Raw genomic sequence first — 21766 nt, 5'->3', positions numbered from 1 at the left:
CCCAATACGAAAGGTTAAGAATAGGAAGTTTTAGGTATGGCAAAAAAGAAAGGTAAGCCTCAACCCCGGAAAAGCAAGAAGAAGCGGGCATCATCATTCATGTCCTCTGTAAAGAAGATGCTTCTTGGCGTTTTTGCGGTAGTTGTTTGTTTTATCGGTGTATTATTCATATATAACTGGTTTTATCCGGTATCCAAGACACGGCTTGTAGAGAAGAAACAGGATCGGGCGGAGGCAATAGTCCGTCCGAAGATCTCGGACAAAGGCGGCTCCGGAACATCGGGTAAGAAAGCCGCACAAGCGACGAAAAACAAGCAAACGACGAACCCAAAGAAAGAGACCTCCGCTTATACTTTTCAAGGGGGAGCTGAGATACCGAGACTAAAGAATAAACAAAAAGAGCAGGTTATAAAGCATGAGGGCTATACGGTTTCTTATAATTCCGATTATAAGATCGCCAATTGGGTAGCCTATGAACTGACCTCGAAAGAGGCGACAAGTAAGAAGAACGAGCGGTCTAATAAGTTCGTCTCGGACCCCATGGTGAAAGGGGCTAGCGCCACGAACGAGGACTATACCCGTTCCGGCTATGACCGAGGACATATGGCGCCTGCCGGCGATATGAAATGGTCCGCCAAGGCCATGCGGGAATCGTTCTACCTAAGTAATATCTGTCCGCAAAAGCCCGGCTTGAACCGGGGTATCTGGAAAGATCTGGAAGAGCAGGCTCGTTTGTGGGCGAAAGAGAATGGCTCTTTGTTGATCGTGACCGGCCCGGTGATCACGGACGACCTGAAACGGTTAGGCAAGAATCGGGTGGGAATCCCGAAGACCTTTTATAAGGTAATCTGTACGATAACGAACGGTAAACCGGAAGGGGTAGGTTTTCTGTTTGATAATAAAGACTATGGAAAGACTCCGTTGAAATCGATGATGATCCCTATCGATAGCGTTGAGAAGGTTACCGGAATTGACTTTTTCCCTTCTTTGCCTGATTCGATAGAAAATCCGATGGAAGCATACGTGAATGATGGTAGTTGGTCTTTTTAAGGCACGTTATGCTCAACAATCTCTAGGCGAGAATGTTTTATATTTACTGTGAAGAAAAAGAAATCATAATTAAATAACAAAATGCAAGTTATCATGAAAGGAAAATTAATCCCTGTGTTTGTTTTGGCAGCATTGGTTTCCTGTAGTCAACCACCCGTTAAGGAGCAAGGTCCTCGTCCAGTTAAATTGGCGGACGTTACTTCGCTGAACATGGTTGAGAAATCATTCAGTGGAGTGGTATCGCCCGATCAATTCAGTGATTTGGCGTTTAAGATGTCCGGCCCGCTGATCTCATTAAACGTGGACGAAGGCCAGAAGGTCCGTACGGGACAGATCGTGGCCGAGATCGATCCGCTGGACTTTAAATGGGAATATGAGGCGAAGAAAGCGTCTTTCCAGACCGCTGAGGCGCAATTGCAACGTGCGAAGAAGTTATTGTCCAAGCAAGCTATCTCCAAGCAAGAGTATGAGTCTACGGAAGCCTCTTACTCAAATGCCAAGGCGGCTTTCGAGTATGCGCAAAACACATTGAACCAGACAAAGCTTCGTGCGCCGTTCGATGGATTTATCCAGAAGAAATATGTGGAGAATTACCAGAAGGTACAGGCCGGACAAGGAATCGTTTGCTTGATCAACCCGAATAAGTTACAGGTCGTGTTTACGATGCCGGAGAGTAATATCAATTACTTCTCTTCTCCTTATTCTGTTTATGTGGAATTCGATAATTACAAGGGCGTTCGCTTCAAGGCGAAGGTGAAAGAATACGTGGAAGCCTCTCCGGATGGTTCCGGCGTTCCCGTATATCTGTATATCGACGATCCGAACTTTAATTTAGAGAAATATAAGGTAGCCGTAGGTTTCTCTTGCCGTGTGATCTTGAACGTGGATAGCGAGAGTTTCACGCAAGGCGCCGTATTGGTTCCGCTAGCCGCTGTCGTGGCTGACGATGCCAATAGCGATAAGTATGTGTTTGTTTATAATGGGCAGTCTCAAAAGGTTGAGCGTCGCAAGATTACCGAGTCTATGCTGATCGGCAAGGATGGCGTGATCGTAACGGATGGCTTGCGACCCGGCGAACAGGTTGTCTCAGCCGGAGCCACTCGTTTGGTGGATGGACAACAGGTAAAAGTATTAACAGATTAAGAGATAAACAATGAATATTCCAAAATATTCCTTAGAGAATCAGAAGATTATATACTTTTTCCTAGCGGTCATGCTGATAGGAGGTATATATTCTTTCTTTAAATTGCCGAAGAAGGAAGATTCTCCCTTCGTGATCAAGCAAGCGGTTTTGGTTACCCAATATCCGGGAGCGACACCTCAGGAGGTGGAGAAGCTGGTGACTGAGCCGATCGAACGGGAGATTCAGGCTATGTCGGATGTGTTCCAGATCAAATCTGAGTCTTATTTCGGTATGTCCAAGATTTCTATTGAGTTGCAGCCTACCTTGTCTCCGGATTATATGCCGGTCAAGTGGGACGAGTTGCGTCGTAAGGTGGCGAATATACAGCCCCGCCTTCCGTCTGGCGCCTCCTCGATATCCGTTAGTGATGACTTCGGTGACGTATTCGGAATTTATTATGCCTTGACGGCCGATGAGGGATATACTTACGACGACCTGCGTAATTGGGCGCAAAAGATCAAGACGGAGCTATCTCCTGTACCGGGTGTACAGAAGGTCTACCTATTCGGTGAACAGACACAAGTTGTCAACGTAAAGATCTCTATCCCGAAACTGGCTAACCTAGGTATCGACCCGAACGCTATCCAGCAGGTGATGCAAACGCAGAACTTGTTGGTGAATACGGGAGATATCAATACCGGTAATTATCAATTGCGTTTGCGTGCGGAAGGTACGTATAAGGATATACAAGATATCCGGGACCAATTGATCGTGACGAAAAGTGGCGGTGAGGTTCGTTTGGGAGATATCGCTACGGTAGAGCGTGGTTATATGGACCCTCCCTCGAACCTGATGCGTGTGGACGGTAAGCGTGCCATCGGTATCGGTGTCGCTACCGGTTCGAAAGACGATGTGGTTGCCGTGGGTAACGCCGTGGCGGATCATTTAGCGGAGATGGAGCAGCTGTTCCCGGTGGGTATGGACCTGAAAACGATTTATCCGGAGAACAAGATCGCGGATGAGGCGAACAACGGTTTTATCTTGAACTTGATCGAGTCGTTGTTGATCGTTATCGTGATTATCTTTATCGTGATGGGGTCCCGTGCCGGTATGTTGGTCGGTAGTTCGTTGTTGTTCTCGGTAGGTGGTACCTTATTGATCATGTTGATCTGGGGTGTCGGCTTGAACCGAACCTCGTTGGCGGCCTTTATTATCGCTATGGGTATGTTGGTGGATAACGCTATCGTGGTGACGGATAATGCCCAAGTCGGTATCAAGCGGGGACTTTCCCGTTATCAGGCGTTGATCGATGGCGCGACGAAACCGCAGTGGGCGTTGTTGGGCGCTACCTTTATCGCCGTATGTTCTTTCTTGCCGATGTACTTGGCACCGGCATCCGTGGCCGAGATTGTGAAACCGTTGTTTATCGTTTTGGCGGTATCCTTGGGATTAAGCTGGGTCTTGGCCTTGACGCAAACGACTACCTTCGGTAATTTTATTTTGAAAGAGGCGAAACCGGGTGAGAACAAAGACCCGTACGATACGAAGCTGTATCATAAATTTGAGTCGGTATTGGGCCGTTTGATCAAGCGTAGATATGTAACGATCTCTACCGTGGTAGCTACGTTATTCCTTTCCTTGTTCGTGATGAGCATCATGCCGCAGAGTTTCTTCCCGATCATGAGCAAGCCTTATTTCCGTGCGGACTTGATCTTCCCGGAAGGATATAGCATCTACGACGTGGAGACGAACGTGAAGAAGATAGAGGAGGAATATCTCAGCAAGAATGAGAATATCAAATCATACTCGTTTACCTTGGGAGGTTCGCCGGTACGTTATTACTTGGCCAGTTCTTCTATCGGTCCGAAGCCAAACTTCGCCAATGTGTTGATCGAGACACAAGATCCGGAGGATGCGCAAGCGGAAGAGGGTAAGTTCTACGATTATATGGTCGCTAACTATCCGAATATATTGACCCGTTCGGCTTTGTTCGCCTTGTCTCCGGTTCCGGATGCGGCGATCGAGATCGGTTTTATCGGCGATAACGTAGATACGTTGGTTGCCTTGACGCAAAGGGCGCAGGAGATCGCCCGGAATTATGATCAGGTGATGGAGGTTCGCAATAGTTGGGGTAACAAGGTTCCGGTATGGAAGCCGCTATATTCCCAAGAGAAAGGTTTGCGTCTGGGTATTACCCGTCAGCAGGTGGCTTATTCCTTGCGTTCGGCTACGAATGGCGTACCTTTGGGTGAGTATCGTGAGGGCGACGTGTTTATGCCGATCTTACTGAAAGATGCGGATAAGGATTCTATCAGTCTGAATGATATAAAGACTTTGCCGGTTTATAGCGCTAAAGGCCGTTCGGTAAAAGTGGAGCAGGTGATCGATGATTTCTCGCTGGATTATGAGTTTAACGTAGTGAGACGATTCAACCGTGAGCCGTGTATGCTTATGCAGTGTGAGCCGAAGCGTGGCGCCAATACGATGGCTGCTTTCAGTCATTTGTGGAAAGAGGTACAGGAGAAGATTCAGGTGCCGGAAGGATATAAGATGACGTATTTCGGTGAGCAATCCGAGCAAGATAAAGGTAATAAGGCGATCGCCGCTAATATCCCGTTGATGTTCGGTTTGATTTATGTCACCTTGTTATTCTTATTCCCGAAATATTACCGGAAACCGGTATTGATCATGGCGATGCTGCCGTTGATCTTCATTGGTGTGGTATTGGGATTGTTGGTGTTCGGTAAGTCTCTCGACTTCTTTGCTATGCTGGGTCTGTTGGGCTTGATCGGTATGAATATCAAGAATGCGATCGTGCTGGTGGACGAGATCGGTTTACAATTGAACGCGGGCTTGTCTCCGGTGAATGCCGTGATAGAGGCAACGAAAACCCGTATCGTTCCGGTGACGATGGCTTCCGGTACGACGATCTTAGGTATGTTGCCGTTGTTGGGTGACGCTATGTTCGCCGGTATGGCGGCTACCATCATGGGTGGTCTGTTCGTATCTACGATCTTGACGATCTTCGTGCTTCCGGTTACTTATTGTGTTTTCTTTAAGATTAAATCAGAGTAAAAGGTATGAGAAATAAAATAATCATAGGTTGTTTATTGTTGGGTGCCTTGTCCGCTAAAGCGCAAGACACCCGGCTATCGGCTGTGGAATATAAGGAACGGGTCCTTGAATACAGCCGTCAAATCAAGCAAAGCTCTGAGGAGCGTATCGCTATGCAGCATGCGATCAAGGCCGCTAAGACCGGTTTCTTCCCTTCGGTAGACTTCTCCGGCAGTTATCAGTATCGTATCAATAAATATGATTTGGATTTCGGACCGGGCATGTCCGTAGAGATGGACCATAATACGTATAGCCTAGGCGCTACGGTGAGCCAGCCCATCTATGCCGGCGGACAGATCTATAATAACTATAAGGCAGCTCAGGTACAAGGCAAGATCACCGAGCAAGCGGAAGAATTGACAACGGATAATATCGTTTATTCCGCCGATTTGAACTATTGGACGGCCGCCGCACGTAAAGGTATGTACGATGTGATGTGCCAGTATGTAGACATTGTCGGGGAGTTGGCGAACGTGTTGACGATCCGTTTCAATGACGGCCAGATCAGCAAGACCGATTTATTGCAAGTGGAGTCCCGCTTGAAAGAAGCGGAATTGAATAAAAGCTCGGCTTATAAGGAGTATCAGATTGCGTTACAGAACCTGAACTCATTGATGGGTGTGTCTCCGTTAGACCCGATCGAGGTGGAAGATTCCATTACGACCTATTTGGCCTTGCCGTTGCAAGTAGGAGAGGATGTAGCTCTTCGGAATCGTCCGGACTACGCTATTTCCGAGTTGAACATAGAGTATCAAAAGAGACAGATCAATTTGTCGAAGGCGAAATATAACCCGTCTTTGGCGATCGGTTTTCAAGGTACTTGGGGTACGCCGATGTTGAACGTGAAAGGTTCGGACCAGTTGTGGACTCCGGCCGTCTTCGCTTCCTTGAAGATACCTTTGTTCCGTTGGGGAGCCCGTTTCAAGGAGGTAAATTCCCAGAAGGCTATCCTTCGTAGTAAGGAATACGCCTTGGACAATACGCGTGATAAGATCGCTCAAGAGGTAGCGAACGCATGGACAAGCCTAACCGAGTATACGAAACAAATTACCGTCGCGGAAGAGGCTTGTAAGATTGCCGAGGAGAACCTTGATTTGAATACCTTCAGCTACAACGAGGGTAAACTACCGATCTTGGATGTGCTCTCCGCCCAATTGTCATGGATTCAGTCTTACAGTAGCTTGATCCAGACTTGGTATCAGCAAAAGGCTTCTTTAGCCCAATATAACAAGGCTATAGGTATCCGCCGTTTGCAGTAAAAGAAACATTTTATACTTAGAAGACAAGGTCCCTTATTTTGGAAACGAGATAAGGGACCTTCTCTATGAAATAAAACGTCCTTTATACCGTTAGGTAAACTGAAGATTGCTACATTTGCATACAATCTCGTCTGTTTGGGACACTCCTTGGAACCCGGACTTTTAAGTAGAATGATGAAATAATAAGATGTATACAAAGTTACTAGATAAACAAACGAAACTTGCCCTAATCGGACTAGGATATGTCGGGCTTCCTATCGCGATGGAATTCGCTAAACATGTTTCCGTTATCGGATTTGATATCAACGAGGATCGCTTGGACAAGCTTCGGAACTGTATTGATCCGTGTGGTGAGCTTCCTACTGAGGTATTTGAACATAAAGATATCACATTTACTTCTTCTATAGAAAAGTTGCGGGAGGCTTCCTTTTACGTTATAGCTGTTCCTACCCCGATAGACAGCCATAACGAGCCGGATCTATCCCCTTTGTTGGGTGCGACCCGCACGGTAGGCAAAGTCCTTAAACGAGGCGATTATGTAGTATACGAATCTACCGTATATCCGGGATGTACGGAAGAGGATTGCATCCCGATCTTGGAGGAGGTTTCAGGGTTGAGAGTAGGAGAGGACTTTAAGGTTGGATACTCACCGGAACGAATCAATCCGGGTGATAAGGTACATACCTTGGTAAATACCGTGAAGATCGTTTCCGGCTGCGATGCCGAAGCTTTGGAAACGATATCGGACGTCTATAAGCTGGTCGTTCAAGCGGGGTTGCACCGTGCGCCTAGTATCAAGGTAGCCGAAGCCGCCAAGATTATCGAGAATACCCAGCGTGATGTGAATATAGCCCTTATGAACGAGCTTTCCATTATTTTCGATCGAATGGGGGTAAATACGTTTGATGTCTTGAAAGCCGCCGGAACGAAATGGAATTTCCTGCCTTTCTCTCCCGGATTGGTAGGTGGGCATTGTATAGGGGTAGATCCTTACTATCTGGTGCATAAAGCCAAAGAATTGCAATATCACACGAAGATGATCAACTCCGGTCGCTACGTGAACGATTCCATGGGACGGTATATCGGAAAGAAGGTCGTGAAAAAGATTATCTCGCAGGGGAAAAATATCCTAGGAGCGCATGTGTTGGTGATGGGTATGACTTTTAAGGAAAACGTATCGGATATACGTAACTCGAAAGTAGCCGATATTATCAATGAGTTTAAGGACTTCGGAGCCGAGGTCGATGTGATGGATCCGTTCGCTTCCCCTTTGGAAGTATTGCAAGAGTACGGTATCCGGTTAGTAGAGAGGCCCGGGAAGAAATATGACGCGGTAGTGGTAGCTGTCGCTCATACGACTTATTTGAAGCTGGATGAGTCCTACTTCATGTCGATCACGAACGAACATGCCGTGTTGGCGGACGTGAAAGGAGTCTATCGAGGTAGCATCCATCAGATGATCTATTGGAGTCTGTAATTGTTAAAAAGTAACACAAGCTGCAAAGAAATTTCGATAAACTTAAAAAAATGTGTTGTACAATATCTTTTTTTATTTGCTCAATTATATTAATTAGCCCATCTTTGCATGCAGATAACCTAAACAATCTTTTTGCCTTAAAGACTAATACCTATTAAAAACCTATAAAGAGAGCCTTTGCGAAAAGGCTCTCTTTATGATTTTTAGGGGATTAGTAGTTCGTTTCCTCTATCTTTGAGGTGATTCTGCTAATAGCCTCATTCAGTTTGTCTTCGGGTAATATTACGTTAAAATCTCCCCAGAAACCCTCGTCGTAGTTGAAGTGGGTATCCGAGAAAACCGTGCGGGTGGGAAGGGATTCAATGCGTGAGAAGCGGTTCACATTGGCTGTATCTATCTTACAGGTAACCATTTCGAACCAAGTATGTAAAATATTTGTGTTAAAAAGTTGTCTTCTTTTTTTAATTTTAAAATGCAGATCTCCCCGGATATGGTTAATGTAGTAGGTGCCATTCCATTGCTTGTAAGATACCGTATAGGCTACTTTCTGGGGCGTGATCCGTAAATTCCGGCTTTTTCTCTCGACGAACATGCCGGCCGCTTGCTCGATATATTGGGGATTGACCTCAAAGTCCACCCTTAATAAGGCATTATTTTCCATGTCGATATATATCTGTCCCCGATAAAGCGGTTCATTGATACTCTTTCGTTGCTCGAAAGAGATGACGTTAGCAAGTCGATCATCCACTACCGTGATGTCGGTATGGGCGTATGTATAGGGTGAATCCGGGCTAGGATCCAGAAACTCCGGTAACTGTTTCATCAAGTCCAAGACAAGGCAGGAGTAGATACCCGACTTCATTTTTGTGATCAACGTGTCCTTTTCCTGCTCGTTACTAATGCGGCGCATCTTTAGTAGTTTCACTTGATCGGCCAAGGCATTGCTGTGGTAAGATGCCTTATATACCTTAAAAACAGCCTCGGTCAGTCCTACGAGTCCTTTTTTACGTTCAACGCCTTCTCTGTAAAATGTGGTAAGGTAAATCGGGTGCTGGGAATAATTGCTTCTTCTCTCGTCCAGCATCTCCTGTAATAAGCGTTTCGGATTGGTTAGACGCACGATAACTTCTTGGATGGAGATTACTTTAGGCTCTAGGGATAAGACGGTATGTTTATCTATTAACTCCCGACCATCTATCTCTTGGGGAAGATAGCCGATATGAGAGAAACGTACCTTGGATAATCGGAGTGAGTCCGGTAATTTCAATCGGAACTCTCCATTCTGGTTGGTGATGGTGCCGATAGCGGCCTCGCCGATTCCTACCGATCCGAACGCGATTGGCTCATGGGTATATTGATCCTGTAAAGAACCTTCTATCGAGAAATAGGTTTGTATGGAATCGGGAGTTACGGATGCGCTTTTAGGAGCGGAGGGACTCTCTGGCAGATAAAGCAAGAGATGGTTCTCTATCGTACGGATCGCCAGATTTTTATTACCGGTAATAGCGTATATAGCTTCTTGTATCGTATAATCTCCACCTTTTATCGATGTTGTTTGTTCATTATCGATAATCTTACTGTCGTATATAAAAAGATAGCCGGAACGTTCCGTGACGAGTCCCAGCAATTGGTAGATATTTCCTTTTGATTTAGGCAATCGTATGACCTGTCCCAGTACGTTACCATTCTGGGCATTCATAGGGATGAGAGCTACGAGTAACAGCAACCATCCTACGATCAGCTGTCTCAAGGTTCGGAAATCATCCATATATTATTTTGTTGCGTACATTTTAGTTTTAACGCCGCGCAGATCAGTTCAGCCATCGTCGCGGGTGAGTTATTATAGAAACTAACGGTCAGCCGTCTATTCTCTAAATCAGCCGTTGTCTTCAATGGCATCTTCGGATATTCCAGATTAATTACATGCAAGATATCTCCTAAGCGCTCATCCTTAAACTGGATACGGCGGGTGTAATCGGAAAATTGTTCGTTATCTTGAGTCGGAGCTACTTGTAAACGGTTGGAGAATAAGGATACGGTTTGACCGGCCTTTACCAGCGTTTGTTCTCCGTTCTTCTTGAGTGTCACTTTCACTAATCCCCGGCGAACGGCCAATTCAAAGGCGCTTTTATCCGAGCTTTTGATATTGAATGAGGTTCCCAATACCTCGATCCGGGCCTGCTCTGTCTCGATTAGGAAAGGACGTTCCTTATTCCCGCTTACATCAAAAAGGGCGTTTCCTAGTAGAGACACCTCTCTTTTTTCTCTTTGGAAATGTTCCGGATAGCTTAACTGACTGTTATCGGCCAGATAAACGATAGACCCGTCTTCCAAAGTCGTGACCAAGGTGGTGGAAGCCTCGTTATTATGCAGGGTGAGCAGAGTGGTTTCCGGTGTCCGTTCTCGTCCAAGGAAAATAGCCGTAGCTACCGATACACAGAGTATAACGATAGCGGCGGCCCATTTCATAAGTCCGATCCGGTATGGGATTTGTGTACCGGAAATTGGCTTATCCAGCAGCCCGTCTTGCTCCAAGCGAGTGTATAATTGTTCCCATGCTTGGTCTGTCTTCAATTTATTTTTTTCTATTTGATTCATAACTGTTAGGTATAATTCTCGATTTCTTTTCTTAGTGTTTGTAGTGCCTTGGTCATTTCCGCTTCTACTGTCTTTATGGACAATGAGAGGCTGGAGGCTATCTCCGCGTATTTCATTCCTTCGAAACGGTGCATCCGAAAGATCCGGAGGCGGCGTTCGGGCAATTTACCTAATGCCCGGTTGACCAAGGATTGCAATTCTTTGTACTCAAGTTGATCTTGCGGGGTATACGATTCGGATTCCGGATTCTCTCCGGCTAAAACCGTATTCCGGTATCGGTATCGTACTTCCCGATGCTCCAGATATTGTAAGGACCGGTTCCGGGTAGCTCCATAAAGGTAGTTCTTGATGGAACGTAAGATTGGAAGAGATTCTCTTTCTTTCCAGAACACGTAAAACAAGTCCTGGACGATCTCCTCCGCAACTTCCTGCTCTCCTGTTATACTGGTTGCGTACAGGCAAAGAGGGGTATAATAAAGCCTGAAAATACTTTCGAATGCTTTAATATCCCCTTCCTTGATCTTTTTGAGTACGAACAAATCCATAATAATTTGGTTTCAACAGATAATTGATAATGGACAAAGATAATGATTTGTCCATATCATTGTCGATAGTATATTTACACGGTCAATTTTTATGTTGCTTCTTTAATTTATATACCGCATTCTCCAAAGACTCGGTAGGCTCGATAATGTTGTAAGCTCCCCAGAAGTTCTCGTCGGCGAAGTCCGATACCTTGTCGGATAGAGACTGATCCGCTTTAAAAGACATCCGGTAGGGGATGGAGTTATTTTGTTCTTTACCATCGGTAACGACCATCTCGGATACGATCGTGTAGTTGGTAGAGAAAAGTTTTCGTTTCCAGTCGCATTTAAAGCGAACCTCATTGCGGATATAACTCAGATAGCTCATGCCGTCACGTTCTTTGTAAGTTACGAGGAAAGCTACCTCCACGGGTTTAAATCGCAAGCCAAAAGGCTTTTTGCGGAGGATGGCCTCGGTAGCCTTATTCCGGTCATCCATGCTGAGGGCGAATTCCGCACGGCTGAAGGAAAGCCGTTCCTTATCGATATACAATTTACCGTAATATAAGGCGTAAGGCAAGATCGCTTGAGGTTGGAAACTGATTACGTAATGCGGTCGGTCGTTTAACATCACGCTTTCTTCCATACGGAAGGCGTAATAAGGTAAGATATTCGGGTCGAGCAATAAATCCGGATTCTTCACCACATCCACGTAAACGGATAGGTTAGGGCCTCCCAATAATTTCACGGCTAATGTGTCGCTAGCCTTCTCGCTCAATAATTTACGTCCTTTATAGATCTGTACCCGATCCCGTTCCACGTTCCTGTCCTTATAGGGAGTTTTGTAAACATCGATAACCGCTTCCGATATATTGATATAGCGACGGCCTTTTTGTGCGGTCTCCCGGTAGAACCCAGTAAGCATGCTACCCGTGGTAATGTAATTCTTATTTACTTTCTCAATCGCTTCCTCTACGATATATCGAGGATCTCCGGCCCGGATAATGACTTCGCTGAGCGTATTCATGTTCGGTTCGAGTAATACCGTACATTCTAATATGTCCTTATCGTTTACGGGGATCAAGCCATTCAAATATCCGATATGCGATACTTCTACTTGTCTGGCATGGAGGCCGTTTTTCACTTTGATAGAGAACTCACCGTCATTATTGGTGATCGTTCCCACGTTGGTTCCCGGAATAGAGATATTTACGTATTCCAGTTTTTTTCGTGTTTGCTTGTCTTTTACTACACCGCTGACAGTGATAAACTCATCGTCTGCGCTATCCTGTGCCTTTATAGAGGTTACACCGCAAGCCAACAGTATCATCAGGATAAATCCCATAGTTTGTTTACAGAGCGCTTTCATATTTGTATTGTTTTAATGGTAAATAATCACTTTGTACTTATATGATCGCCCAGGAAAGAAATACCCTATGGGATTTATCAAAAAAATCACACAACCTTTTGTCCGGGCTGCAAAGTCAACATTTCTTTAGGTACCGCTTTCTTGATGCTCTCTATTAAAATACCCGCTACGGTATGCCGGATAAAATCTTTACGGGTGACAAAGACGATCTCCCGTGTCGGCTTGGGAATGGCGAACGGACGTACCAATTCTTTCTGCTCTTTACTTAACTGCAGGGTAGCCAATTCCGGGATGAACGTAATACCGTTACCGCTTTCCACCATACGCATAAATGTCTCTAGGCTACCTAAACGGTAAGCGGCTTGGCGAACCTTTACCTTCTCCATCTGGCAGAAACGCATCAGCTGGTCACGGAAGCAATGTCCCTCGTCCCCCAGCCACAACCGCTCGTCGTTGATATCGGCGGTACGGATCAAATCCTTTTTGAATATAGATTCGTTGTGAGCCACGTATCCGAAGAATTGCTCATAATATAATATATCTCCTTGTAAATTGGATTCAGTGGGTTGGTTCGCTATGATAGCGGCGTCGATTTCCCCGTTTTGCAGGGCGGCCATAGTGGGAGCGGTTTTCATTTCCAGCATACGGATGTCAAGATCCGTATGCTTTTCCGATAATTGCTGGAAAAAGCGAGGTAGTAAATAAGGGGCGATAGTCGGTAGCACCGCTAAGCGGAACGTACCTTTCAATGACTGTTCCTCCTCGTTCACGATATCTTTGATAAGAGAAGCCTGATAGAGGACATTTCTCGCTTGCTCAATAACCTTACGTCCGGCAGGTGTGGGGCGAACGGGTTGTAGGTTTCGATCGAACAATTTAATACCTAGTTCGTCTTCCAGCTTTTGGATCATCATACTCAATGTCGGTTGTGTCACCCTACAATGCTCTGCTGCCTTTGCGAAATGACGATAAGTATCCACCGCTAGGATATATTCGAGTTGCTGTATATTCATAGTACTTAATTTTACAAGCGTTAGAAATTAATGAAGACAAACTTACGGAAAAACGCTGGAATAATCGAATAAAAGTGGAAGAATAAATCAGCTTAATTTGAGTATTAGGCATTTAGGGGGAAATCGGAGAAGTTGGGTGAAAAGCCAAAATACATTTGCTTATCATGGAACAGACGAATGGGCTAACTGGATGATAGATTTACACAGAAAAAATATGTAACTTTGGAGAGTAATTTACAAATGGTTTACAGTCGTATATATAATGAGCTAAAAATTAATTGATTAAAGTATATGTCAGACAGTATCGTCATTATTCCTACATACAACGAGAAGGAGAATATTGAGAATATCATTCGTGCCGTGTTCGGGCTGGAGAAAGTGTTTCATATCTTGGTGATCGATGATGGCTCTCCGGATGGGACGGCGGCTATCGTGAAGGGCTTGCAGAAGGAGTTCCCGGAGCGTCTTTTTATCGTGGAGCGTAAAGGGAAGCTGGGATTGGGTACCGCTTATATCCGGGGTTTTAAATGGGCTATCGAGCATAAATATGATTTTATTTTCGAGATGGACGCCGATTTCAGTCATAATCCCAATGACCTGCCGAAGCTATACGCCGCTTGTACCGCGCAGGGTGCCGACGTAGCCATCGGGTCGAGGTATTGCAACGGGGTGAATGTGGTGAACTGGCCGTTGGGCCGTGTGTTGATGTCTTATTTCGCCTCGGTGTATGTCCGTATCGTCACGGGTATGAAGATACAGGATACGACGGCGGGCTTTAAATGTTACCGCCGTGAGGTGCTGGAGACGATCGATCTGGACCGTGTCCATTTCAAGGGATACGCCTTTCAGGTGGAGATGAAGTTTACGGCTTATAAGTGCGGCTTCAAGCTCGTGGAGGTGCCGATCATCTTTATCAACCGTGCCTTGGGTGTCTCCAAGATGAACTCTTCGATATTCGGGGAGGCTTTATTTGGCGTCCTTCAGTTGAAATGGTGGAGTTTCTTCAGGAAGTATCCGAGGAAACATGCGAGCCATGCCTAATGAAAACAGAGTTTGACAATTTATAATAGAATAAGAAAGATGAATAAAATATTAATCCAAAATCCGAGAATCATCAACGAGGGCCGTTCTTTTATCGGCTCGGTGTTGGTGGAGGGGGATAAGATCGCGGCGGTGTTCGAGGGGGAGGTTCCCGGGAACGTGCGTGCCGAGGCGAACCAAGTGATCGACGCTACGGGGAAATGGTTGATACCGGGCGTTATCGACGATCAGGTGCATTTCCGGGACCCCGGGCTTACCCATAAGGGGGATATCGGGACCGAGAGCCGTGCGGCCGTGGCCGGTGGCGTGACGACCTTCATGGACATGCCGAACACGAAGCCACAGACCACGACGATCGCCGATCTGGAATGGAAATTCAATCGTGCCGCCGAGGTCTCCCGTGCGAATTACTCCTTCTTCTTCGGTGGGACAAACGATAATATGGACGAGATCCGCAGGCTGGATCGTAGCCGTGTGCCGGGACTGAAACTCTTCCTCGGCTCGTCTACGGGAAATATGCTGGTGGACAAGAAAGACTCGTTGGAGCGTATCTTTGGCGAGGCCGGTATGCTGATCGCCATCCATGCGGAGAAAGAGGAGGTGATCCGGCGTAATATCCAGTATTACACGAACCTGCATGGCGAGGATCTGGATATCTCTTTCCATAGCAAGATCCGTAGCGAGGAGGCCTGCTACCAATGCTCGGCCGAGGCGGTTGAACTGGCTACCCGCTTGGATTCCCGTTTGCATATCCTGCATCTCTCCACGGAGAAGGAATTATCGTTGCTCAGTAACCATCTTCCCTTGAGCGAGAAAAAGATAACCGGCGAGGTCTGCGTGCACCATCTGTGGTTTCATGACGGCGACTACGCCCAATTCGGTAATCGTATCAAGTGGAATCCTTCTATCAAGACGATCGAGGATCGCACGGCGCTGCGTGAGGCGGTCAATAACAATACGATCGATATCGTGGCTACCGACCATGCCCCGCATCTACCGGAGGAGAAGCAAGGCTCTTGCTTGAAGGCGGCTTCCGGAGGACCGCTTATCCAGCACTCCTTGATCACGATGTTGGAGCTGGCGATGGAAGGCCGTTTCACGTACGAGAAGGTGGTCGAGAAGATGGCGCATATGCCGGCGGAGCTGTTCCGTATCGATAGGAGGGGATACATTCGTCCCGGATACTACGCCGATATCGTATTGATCGATCCGGAGCAGACTTGGACGGTATCGAAGGAGAATATCTTGTACAAATGCGGCTGGTCTCCTTTCGAGGGCTATACGTTCCACCATGGCGTATGGAAGACTTTCGTGAATGGCGAGTTGGCCTATGGCGATGGAGAGGTGAATGACGCCGTGAGAGGTAAAGAAGTCCGTTATCTATAGCAGTAGAGACGGGGCATGCCCCCGTCTCATCCTATCTATTGGATATCGATCAATTTATGGGTTTGCAGACTTAGTCTCCACCGGGGATGCCGGAGGATGTAATCCACTACCTCTTTCGTATTTTGGCAGGAGCAGGGTTGCAGGAAATGGTACCGTGCGGGGATTTCGGCGTATGCGGACAGGTCTTGCCCGGTATAAACCACCTTTATCTCGTCGACTCTTTCCAATACCACCGGGGCGTTCTCCTTGGGCGAGCAAGTCACCCAGTCGATGCCGTCGGGCAAGGGGCGTGTGCCGTTGGTCTCGATACAGATCTGTTTCCCCGCCTCACGTAAGCGGGATATAAGCGCCTTGTCGATCCACAGGCTAGGTTCTCCTCCCGTCAGGATTACCATCCGTGCGGGAAAGGAAGATACCTTCTCCACGATCTCCTCGTCCGTCATCATTACGCCCTCCTCGTGGCGGGTGTCGCAGAAGCTACATCTCAGGTTGCAACCGGAGAAGCGGACGAATACGGCGGGAGTCCCCGTATGGAACCCTTCGCCTTGCAAGCTGTAGAATATCTCGTTAATCTTCCTCATAGATCGCCGTGTTACCCTCAGACTCTTTTACCTCTACCTTGAAACAAGACGGGATCTGCTCGTATACCCAAAAGGCTATGTTCTCCGCCGTCGGGTTGAAAGGTAAGATATCGTTCAAGTTCTGGTGGTCCAACAGGGATTTCACCGATCTCTTGATATGACTGAAATCGACTACCATGCCATCGGCGTTTAATTCCTTGGAGCGGCAATAAACCGTGATCATCCAATTGTGACCATGTAGATTCTCACATTTGCTGGGGTAGGACAATCTCAAGCTATGGGAAGCGGAGATCTCCATACGTTTAATTACGGTATACATACGATAATAATGTTTATACGATAAATAATAATGTACCTAATGTCACCTCGGCACACAAAAAAATCCCGGATATTAATCCGGGATGCAAATATACGAAATATTTAGTTTGTTTGTACGACACTTGTCTACGATCGGTAGAGACAGGCGGTACGTCGATCGGCTATGCCTCTTGGTTCAGCGCCTTCATCGAGAACAGGAAGGTCGTTCCTTTACCCTCGCCCTCGGACTCGAACCAAAGCTTTCCTCCATGAAGCTCCACGAAGTCCTTGCAAAGCATCAATCCCAGACCGGAGCCTTTCTCGTTCTTCGTCCCGTAGGTCGTGAAATGCGAGTCTTGTTTCAAGAGCTTGTCTTGATCCTCTTTCTTGATGCCCTTGCCGGTATCTTTCACGCTAACGGTTACGAAATCCCCCTCGGAGCGTGAGGATAAGGTGATCGTGCCCCCCTCGAAACTAAACTTCATGGCGTTAGAGATCAGGTTACGGATAATCGTCTTGAGCATATCGATATCGACCAAGCCTACCAGCTCTTTATCCAGATTTTCTAGGATAATCTTCACGCCTTTTTGCGCCGCCATCGGGACATACATCTCGGCGGTACTATCGATGATACTGTTTATGTCGGTCTGTTGCTTATATACGTGCTGCTTGTTCAAGCGGTTCTTGGCCCATTTCAGCAGGTTGTCCAGCAAGAGGAAGATCTCCTCGGAGGTCTTGTTCATCATCTGGATCATCTCGTACACCTCGTCGCCTACCCGCTCCTTGTCCACCATCATCAAGATGGCGTTATTCATCATTTTCAACGAGCCTAGCGGGGAACGCAGGTCATGGGCGATAACGGAGTATAGCGTATCCCTAGACTCGATCGTGTTCTCCAGCTCGGCCTTGATGCGCTTGATGCTGTAAAGCTCGTAGCGGTGGGCCACCCTCTTCACCAGCTCCTCACGTTGGAAAGGCTTTGTGACGTATTCGGTGGCGCCCAATTGGTAACCTTTCACGATGCTTTGCATATCGCTTAGGGCGGACATGATAATCACGGGTATATCCGTAGTCTCGGGATTGCTTTTCAGATGCTGGAGGACCTCATATCCGTCCATCTCAGGCATCATGATATCGAGTAATATCAGATTTGGGTGTTTCTCGTTAGCTATGCGTAGCGCTTTTGTCCCGCTGTCGCAAGTCAAAAGCGTATATCCCTCTTTCTTCAGTATGGCTTGTACTAGCATGACGTTTGTAGGGACATCATCTACGATAAGAACTTTATACTCTGAGGCCAATTTATCCATTGTATCTAAATTGTGTTCTAGTTTTCTTGATATTCAAATAGTATCAATAGCGCAAAAGTATTAATTAAAGTCGACATATAACGACTATTTATCCATCTATTTTTTTATTTTTTTATCCCGCGCCTCGTTTGGCTTTTTCCCAAGCGCCTGTGCCTTTATGCTTAGCGAGATAGCTATACCCTCGTATGACATTGATATTCATGAATAAAAAGTAATAAGGAATGAATAATAGCTTGTTCCGGATGTTCCGTTTTTCCATTTTATACCCCAAGTATCCCAGCAGGTAAAACGCTAATTGCAGGGCAAGGATGACCGTGTAAAGGGTATGCCCGGTACAGGCAAGGAGCAGGTTGAGGGGCAGGAGGGCGAAGAGCACGACCGGCGTCAGCGTCCAGCGCAGTACCCGGTGGCTGATGTATTGGAAGCTCAGTATCCCGTACCGGAAGATATTCAATAATCCCCGTAGCCGCCATACCGATTGCAATCCTCCGGCCGATATGCGTACTTTACGTTTCTCCTCCTCCCGCATGTTCAGGGAGGCGCTCTCGAGGGCGTACGCCTCTTTGCTGTAGGCGATCTTGTAGCCTCTCATCGCTATGCGCAGGGAGAGGATGAAATCGTCCAGCAGGGTATCCGGGGGCATCTGCTCGAAGAGGGAGGTACGGATGGCGAAGAGCTCGCCTGCCGCTCCGACGGCGGAGTATAGGCGGTAGTCCAGTCGCTTGAGGGCGGACTCGTATTTCCAGTATATGCCTTCTCCGGCAGTGGCTCCTTGCTCGGCTTGTATCTCTACCCGTTTCTCTCCGGCCACGCAGCCTACCCGTGGGTCGCTGAACTGGCGTATGATCTCCTTGATGGCGCCCTTGTTCAGCATCGTGTTGGCGTCGGTGAAGATGACGTAGGGGGTATTGACGTAGGGGAGGGCTCGGTTCAAGGCGGCGGTCTTTCCTTGTCGCCGCGGTTGGTACAGTACGGTGACCTCCGGGTACTCTTTCAGTCTCTCATTCGTGTTGTCATTGCTTCCATCGGTGATCCAGACCAGTCTCAGCTTATCCGCCGGATAATCCAGTTGTCTGCAATTCACCATCTTGCTCGCCACGATCGCCTCCTCGTTGTAGGCGGCTATCAGCAACGTGGCCTCCGGTAGTGTCTCGGGAAGGCGGGGGAGCCGGGGTTTAACGAACAGCTCCTTGATCTTTACCATAAGGTATAATACGATCCCATACCCCAGATAGGTATAGAAAACGATCCCGATGCCGATCCAGAAGAGGATCTCAATGACTTGACAGCTCTTTTCCATAATTCATATCCTTGTTGATTGCGATTAATCCGTTTATTAATCCCTTGCCTAGCGCCCCGATCAGCCGGAATTTCCCTTTTACGAGATAGATCGAGAGGCGTTTCGGGAAAGCCACTAGGGTTTGGTAGATGTATGAGTAAATCCTTTCATCCCTTTTATCGATCGATCGTTTGGCGAATAAAAGGCGGTTGCGGGTATGATAATAGACCTGAAGCGGACTTTGTTTCCCTACGCTCATGCTCTCCTTATGATAGACGGTGGAGGTAGCCTCGTACCAGATTTTCAGCCCGGCCCGCCTTATTTGCACGCACCAGTCCAGCTCCTCGTAATAGAGAAAATAAAATTCAGGCATCATCCCGAACTTCTTGATGTCCGTGGTCCGGATCATCATGGCCGCACCGTGGGCGAATGCCGTATAGCGGGATTTATTGAATTGTCTCGTGTCGGTTTGACCGAATCCGATATTCTCGTTGCGGAGGGTAACCGGGCTCATCGGGGTGGAGCCTGCGTACTGTAGCTGCTTCTTCTCAGGCCAGCACGCTATCTTGGGGGAGACACATCCTATTTGCGGATTGTTGTCGAGAGCCCTTGCTAGGTTCTCCAGTATCGGTTGGTTGATGATCGTGTCGTTGTTGAGAAACAGGATATAATCACCGTCGGCGTATGAAATCCCTAGGTTGTTCCCGCCGGCGAACCCGAGGTTCTTGTCGCTGCGAATCACTATCGGCTTGGGGCTATATTTACTGAGTACGCGGTGTTCGCCGTGATTTTTCGAGCCATTATCGATGATGATAATCTCATAAGGATAGGTCTCGTACCGACCGAACGACTCGATTAGGTCTACGGTATCATCCTTCCCATTGTAATTGATGGTGATGATGGATACTTTTTTAGCCATTATTTTCTTTATTTTTTATCGTTATGTCATGAGGAGTACTCTGGAAGCTGGTGTCCTTCTCCTTCACCCGGCGCAAGGAGGCTATATATCCTTTTATCAAGACGCAAAAGAGAAAAGGGAGCCTCGACAGGTTCATGTAGAGCTTCCGGGTATGCATCTTCCGGGGGATAGCCAGCGTATACGTCAAGATGCTGACCAGTATTAGCCCATACCATTTCAGGGCAAGCGGGAAAACCGTGAGGCTCCATGCCAAGGCGAGGAGAGACGGGATGATCAGTTTTAATATTCTCGGGAGCGGGAACCATTGGACCGCCTTGTCCATATAATTCCAGTTGAGGGTACGGAGGTCGAGATGCCGTATGATCAAAGAGAATGCCAGCAGTTGGGCGTGGAACCAGCGGGATCTTTGCCGTGCCATGACCTCTTGGCGTGAGGTCTTCTCGTCGTACACGAGGATGTCCTCGGCGTAATCGACAAAGATATTTTCCGTGGCGAGATAGATCTCCAGCTCCTTGTCCTCGGCGAAAGTGCCGCATTGGGGCATGTGGGATTTCAGCCATCCGAAGTCGAATACCATGCCGGAGCCTATCAAGGAGGAGGAGATCCCGACATTGACCCGCCCCTTGCGGAAGATGGTGTTGTTGATCTCTTCGGAGATACCGTCCCATACCGCTATCGGCGTATTGTCGTTCTTGAGGGTACGGTGCGCTTGCAGGGCGATGTTGTCTTGCGTGATATCGTTGACCCGGGTCAGGAAATCCGTATCCGTGAGGTTGTCGGCATCGAGGATGACGACTTTATCGATTCCCTCTTTCAGGTATTCCAAGGCGTAGGTGATGGACTTATGTTTCATGCTATGCTTGAAATCCGGCGTGAGGAGCTCGATCGGGAGCTTGGCGAGCGCTTGGTTCGTTTCCTCCCGCATATGGTCCGATACCACGATCACCCGGTATTTGTCCGCCGGATAGTCTTGCAGGAGGATGCGCTCCACGGATTCCTGTATGACTTGGTCTTCCTTATAGGCGGCGAAGATGACGGCGAACTTCTGGAGCCGTATGCTCCGGTGCTTCCGGTACCTCCTCCGAAAAAAGGACGCCAACGTAAAAAATAGGTCATAGCCTATGAAAAAGGCGATGAAAATGAATAGGGCGATATCTATGTAGATCAACAAGTGCATTCGCTTTTTTTTACAAAAGTACTTATAATTTTCAATAAGAGTTTGATTCTGCCGTTTTTTCTCACCTAAGGGGGCCATATCTTTCCCAGCGAGCTCAGCGCCGCCGAGAGTATCAGCCCCCAGCCCAGCAGGTTCAAGGGGCCGGGCGAGGGGTGGACGAGAGCGAGAGTATCGCCCCGATAGCCGCCAACGCCGCCTCCCGCATGTCTAGCAGGAGGGAGAGTACCGCCAGCAGGAAGAGGCTGGCCCAGG

At 47.5% G+C, this 21766-nt stretch carries 18 protein-coding genes; 7 read left to right on the top strand and 11 right to left on the bottom strand.

What is annotated here, in order from left to right; genetic code table 11:
• Positions 1-36: 36 nt before the first annotated feature.
• The 5 genes from QVP94_RS08955 (at position 37) to QVP94_RS08935 (ending at position 8023) form a co-directional block, all read left to right on the top strand.
• Entirely contained in the window at positions 37-1050 is a 1014-nt protein-coding gene (locus QVP94_RS08955) for a DNA/RNA non-specific endonuclease (RefSeq protein ID WP_011966391.1), read from the top strand.
• 93 nt (positions 1051-1143) lie between these two features.
• Positions 1144-2193: an efflux RND transporter periplasmic adaptor subunit gene (locus QVP94_RS08950; protein WP_008778321.1), complete on the top strand. Its 1050-nt coding sequence runs from the start codon at positions 1144-1146 to the stop codon at positions 2191-2193.
• Between the two features lie 10 nt (positions 2194-2203).
• Positions 2204-5248, top strand: coding sequence for an efflux RND transporter permease subunit (locus QVP94_RS08945; protein ID WP_005856503.1), 3045 nt, complete (start codon positions 2204-2206; stop codon positions 5246-5248).
• A gap of 5 nt (positions 5249-5253) precedes the next feature.
• Positions 5254-6546: a TolC family protein gene (locus QVP94_RS08940; protein WP_005856505.1), complete on the top strand. Its 1293-nt coding sequence runs from the start codon at positions 5254-5256 to the stop codon at positions 6544-6546.
• Positions 6547-6733: 187 nt separating this feature from the next.
• On the top strand, positions 6734-8023 hold the full coding sequence (locus QVP94_RS08935) for a nucleotide sugar dehydrogenase (RefSeq protein WP_005856507.1): 1290 nt from the start codon (positions 6734-6736) through the stop codon (positions 8021-8023).
• Positions 8024-8234: 211 nt separating this feature from the next.
• On the opposite strand, the gene QVP94_RS08930 is transcribed toward QVP94_RS08935, so the two are convergent.
• The 5 genes from QVP94_RS08930 to QVP94_RS08910 form a co-directional block, all read right to left on the bottom strand.
• Positions 8235-9791, bottom strand: a complete 1557-nt coding sequence (locus tag QVP94_RS08930; RefSeq protein ID WP_005856509.1) for an STN and carboxypeptidase regulatory-like domain-containing protein — start codon at positions 9789-9791, stop codon at positions 8235-8237.
• A complete protein-coding gene (locus QVP94_RS08925; protein WP_005856511.1) occupies positions 9770-10621 on the bottom strand; it encodes a FecR family protein in 852 nt (283 codons plus the stop codon). The genes QVP94_RS08930 and QVP94_RS08925 overlap by 22 nt, the downstream gene beginning before the upstream one ends.
• Positions 10622-10626: 5 nt before the next feature.
• On the bottom strand, positions 10627-11166 hold the full coding sequence (locus tag QVP94_RS08920; RefSeq protein ID WP_005856513.1) for an RNA polymerase sigma-70 factor: 540 nt from the start codon (positions 11164-11166) through the stop codon (positions 10627-10629).
• Between the two features lie 82 nt (positions 11167-11248).
• Complete coding sequence (locus QVP94_RS08915) at positions 11249-12514, bottom strand: carboxypeptidase-like regulatory domain-containing protein (RefSeq protein WP_005856515.1); 1266 nt, start codon at positions 12512-12514, stop codon at positions 11249-11251.
• 86 nt (positions 12515-12600) lie between these two features.
• On the bottom strand, positions 12601-13527 hold the full coding sequence (locus tag QVP94_RS08910; RefSeq protein WP_022192409.1) for a hydrogen peroxide-inducible genes activator: 927 nt from the start codon (positions 13525-13527) through the stop codon (positions 12601-12603).
• Positions 13528-13818: 291 nt separating this feature from the next.
• Between QVP94_RS08910 and QVP94_RS08905 the strand changes: the two genes are divergently transcribed.
• Both QVP94_RS08905 and QVP94_RS08900 read left to right on the top strand, forming a co-directional pair.
• On the top strand, positions 13819-14568 hold the full coding sequence (locus tag QVP94_RS08905; RefSeq protein ID WP_008780511.1) for a polyprenol monophosphomannose synthase: 750 nt from the start codon (positions 13819-13821) through the stop codon (positions 14566-14568).
• 39 nt (positions 14569-14607) lie between these two features.
• A complete protein-coding gene (locus tag QVP94_RS08900; protein ID WP_022192408.1) occupies positions 14608-15954 on the top strand; it encodes a dihydroorotase in 1347 nt (448 codons plus the stop codon).
• Between the two features lie 35 nt (positions 15955-15989).
• Here QVP94_RS08900 and QVP94_RS08895 read toward each other — a convergent pair whose 3' ends face one another.
• The 6 genes from QVP94_RS08895 to QVP94_RS08870 form a co-directional block, all read right to left on the bottom strand.
• On the bottom strand, positions 15990-16535 hold the full coding sequence (locus QVP94_RS08895; RefSeq protein ID WP_005868354.1) for a 7-carboxy-7-deazaguanine synthase QueE: 546 nt from the start codon (positions 16533-16535) through the stop codon (positions 15990-15992).
• Entirely contained in the window at positions 16522-16854 is a 333-nt protein-coding gene (locus tag QVP94_RS08890; RefSeq protein ID WP_005856525.1) for a 6-pyruvoyl trahydropterin synthase family protein, read from the bottom strand. Before QVP94_RS08890 ends, QVP94_RS08895 begins: the two co-directional genes overlap by 14 nt.
• A 160-nt stretch (positions 16855-17014) precedes the next feature.
• Positions 17015-18139 carry a hybrid sensor histidine kinase/response regulator gene (locus QVP94_RS08885; RefSeq protein WP_005856527.1) on the bottom strand — a complete coding sequence of 375 codons (1125 nt, stop codon included), beginning with the start codon at positions 18137-18139 and terminating at the stop codon, positions 17015-17017.
• Between the two features lie 112 nt (positions 18140-18251).
• Positions 18252-19439, bottom strand: a complete 1188-nt coding sequence (locus QVP94_RS08880; protein ID WP_005868356.1) for a glycosyltransferase family 2 protein — start codon at positions 19437-19439, stop codon at positions 18252-18254.
• Entirely contained in the window at positions 19414-20337 is a 924-nt protein-coding gene (locus tag QVP94_RS08875; protein WP_009276018.1) for a glycosyltransferase family 2 protein, read from the bottom strand. Before QVP94_RS08875 ends, QVP94_RS08880 begins: the two co-directional genes overlap by 26 nt.
• Positions 20330-21514 (bottom strand): glycosyltransferase family 2 protein, encoded by a 1185-nt coding sequence (locus QVP94_RS08870; RefSeq protein WP_022192407.1) that lies wholly within the window; start codon positions 21512-21514, stop codon positions 20330-20332. Before QVP94_RS08870 ends, QVP94_RS08875 begins: the two co-directional genes overlap by 8 nt.
• Positions 21515-21766: the final 252 nt, after the last annotated feature.

This window comes from Parabacteroides sp. CAG:2 (assembly GCF_000436315.1).
In the GTDB taxonomy this organism is placed as follows: Bacteria; Bacteroidota; Bacteroidia; order Bacteroidales; family Tannerellaceae; genus Parabacteroides; species Parabacteroides distasonis.
Note: the sequence above shows the minus strand (reverse complement) of the source record. Positions and strands in the feature narration are given on the sequence as shown.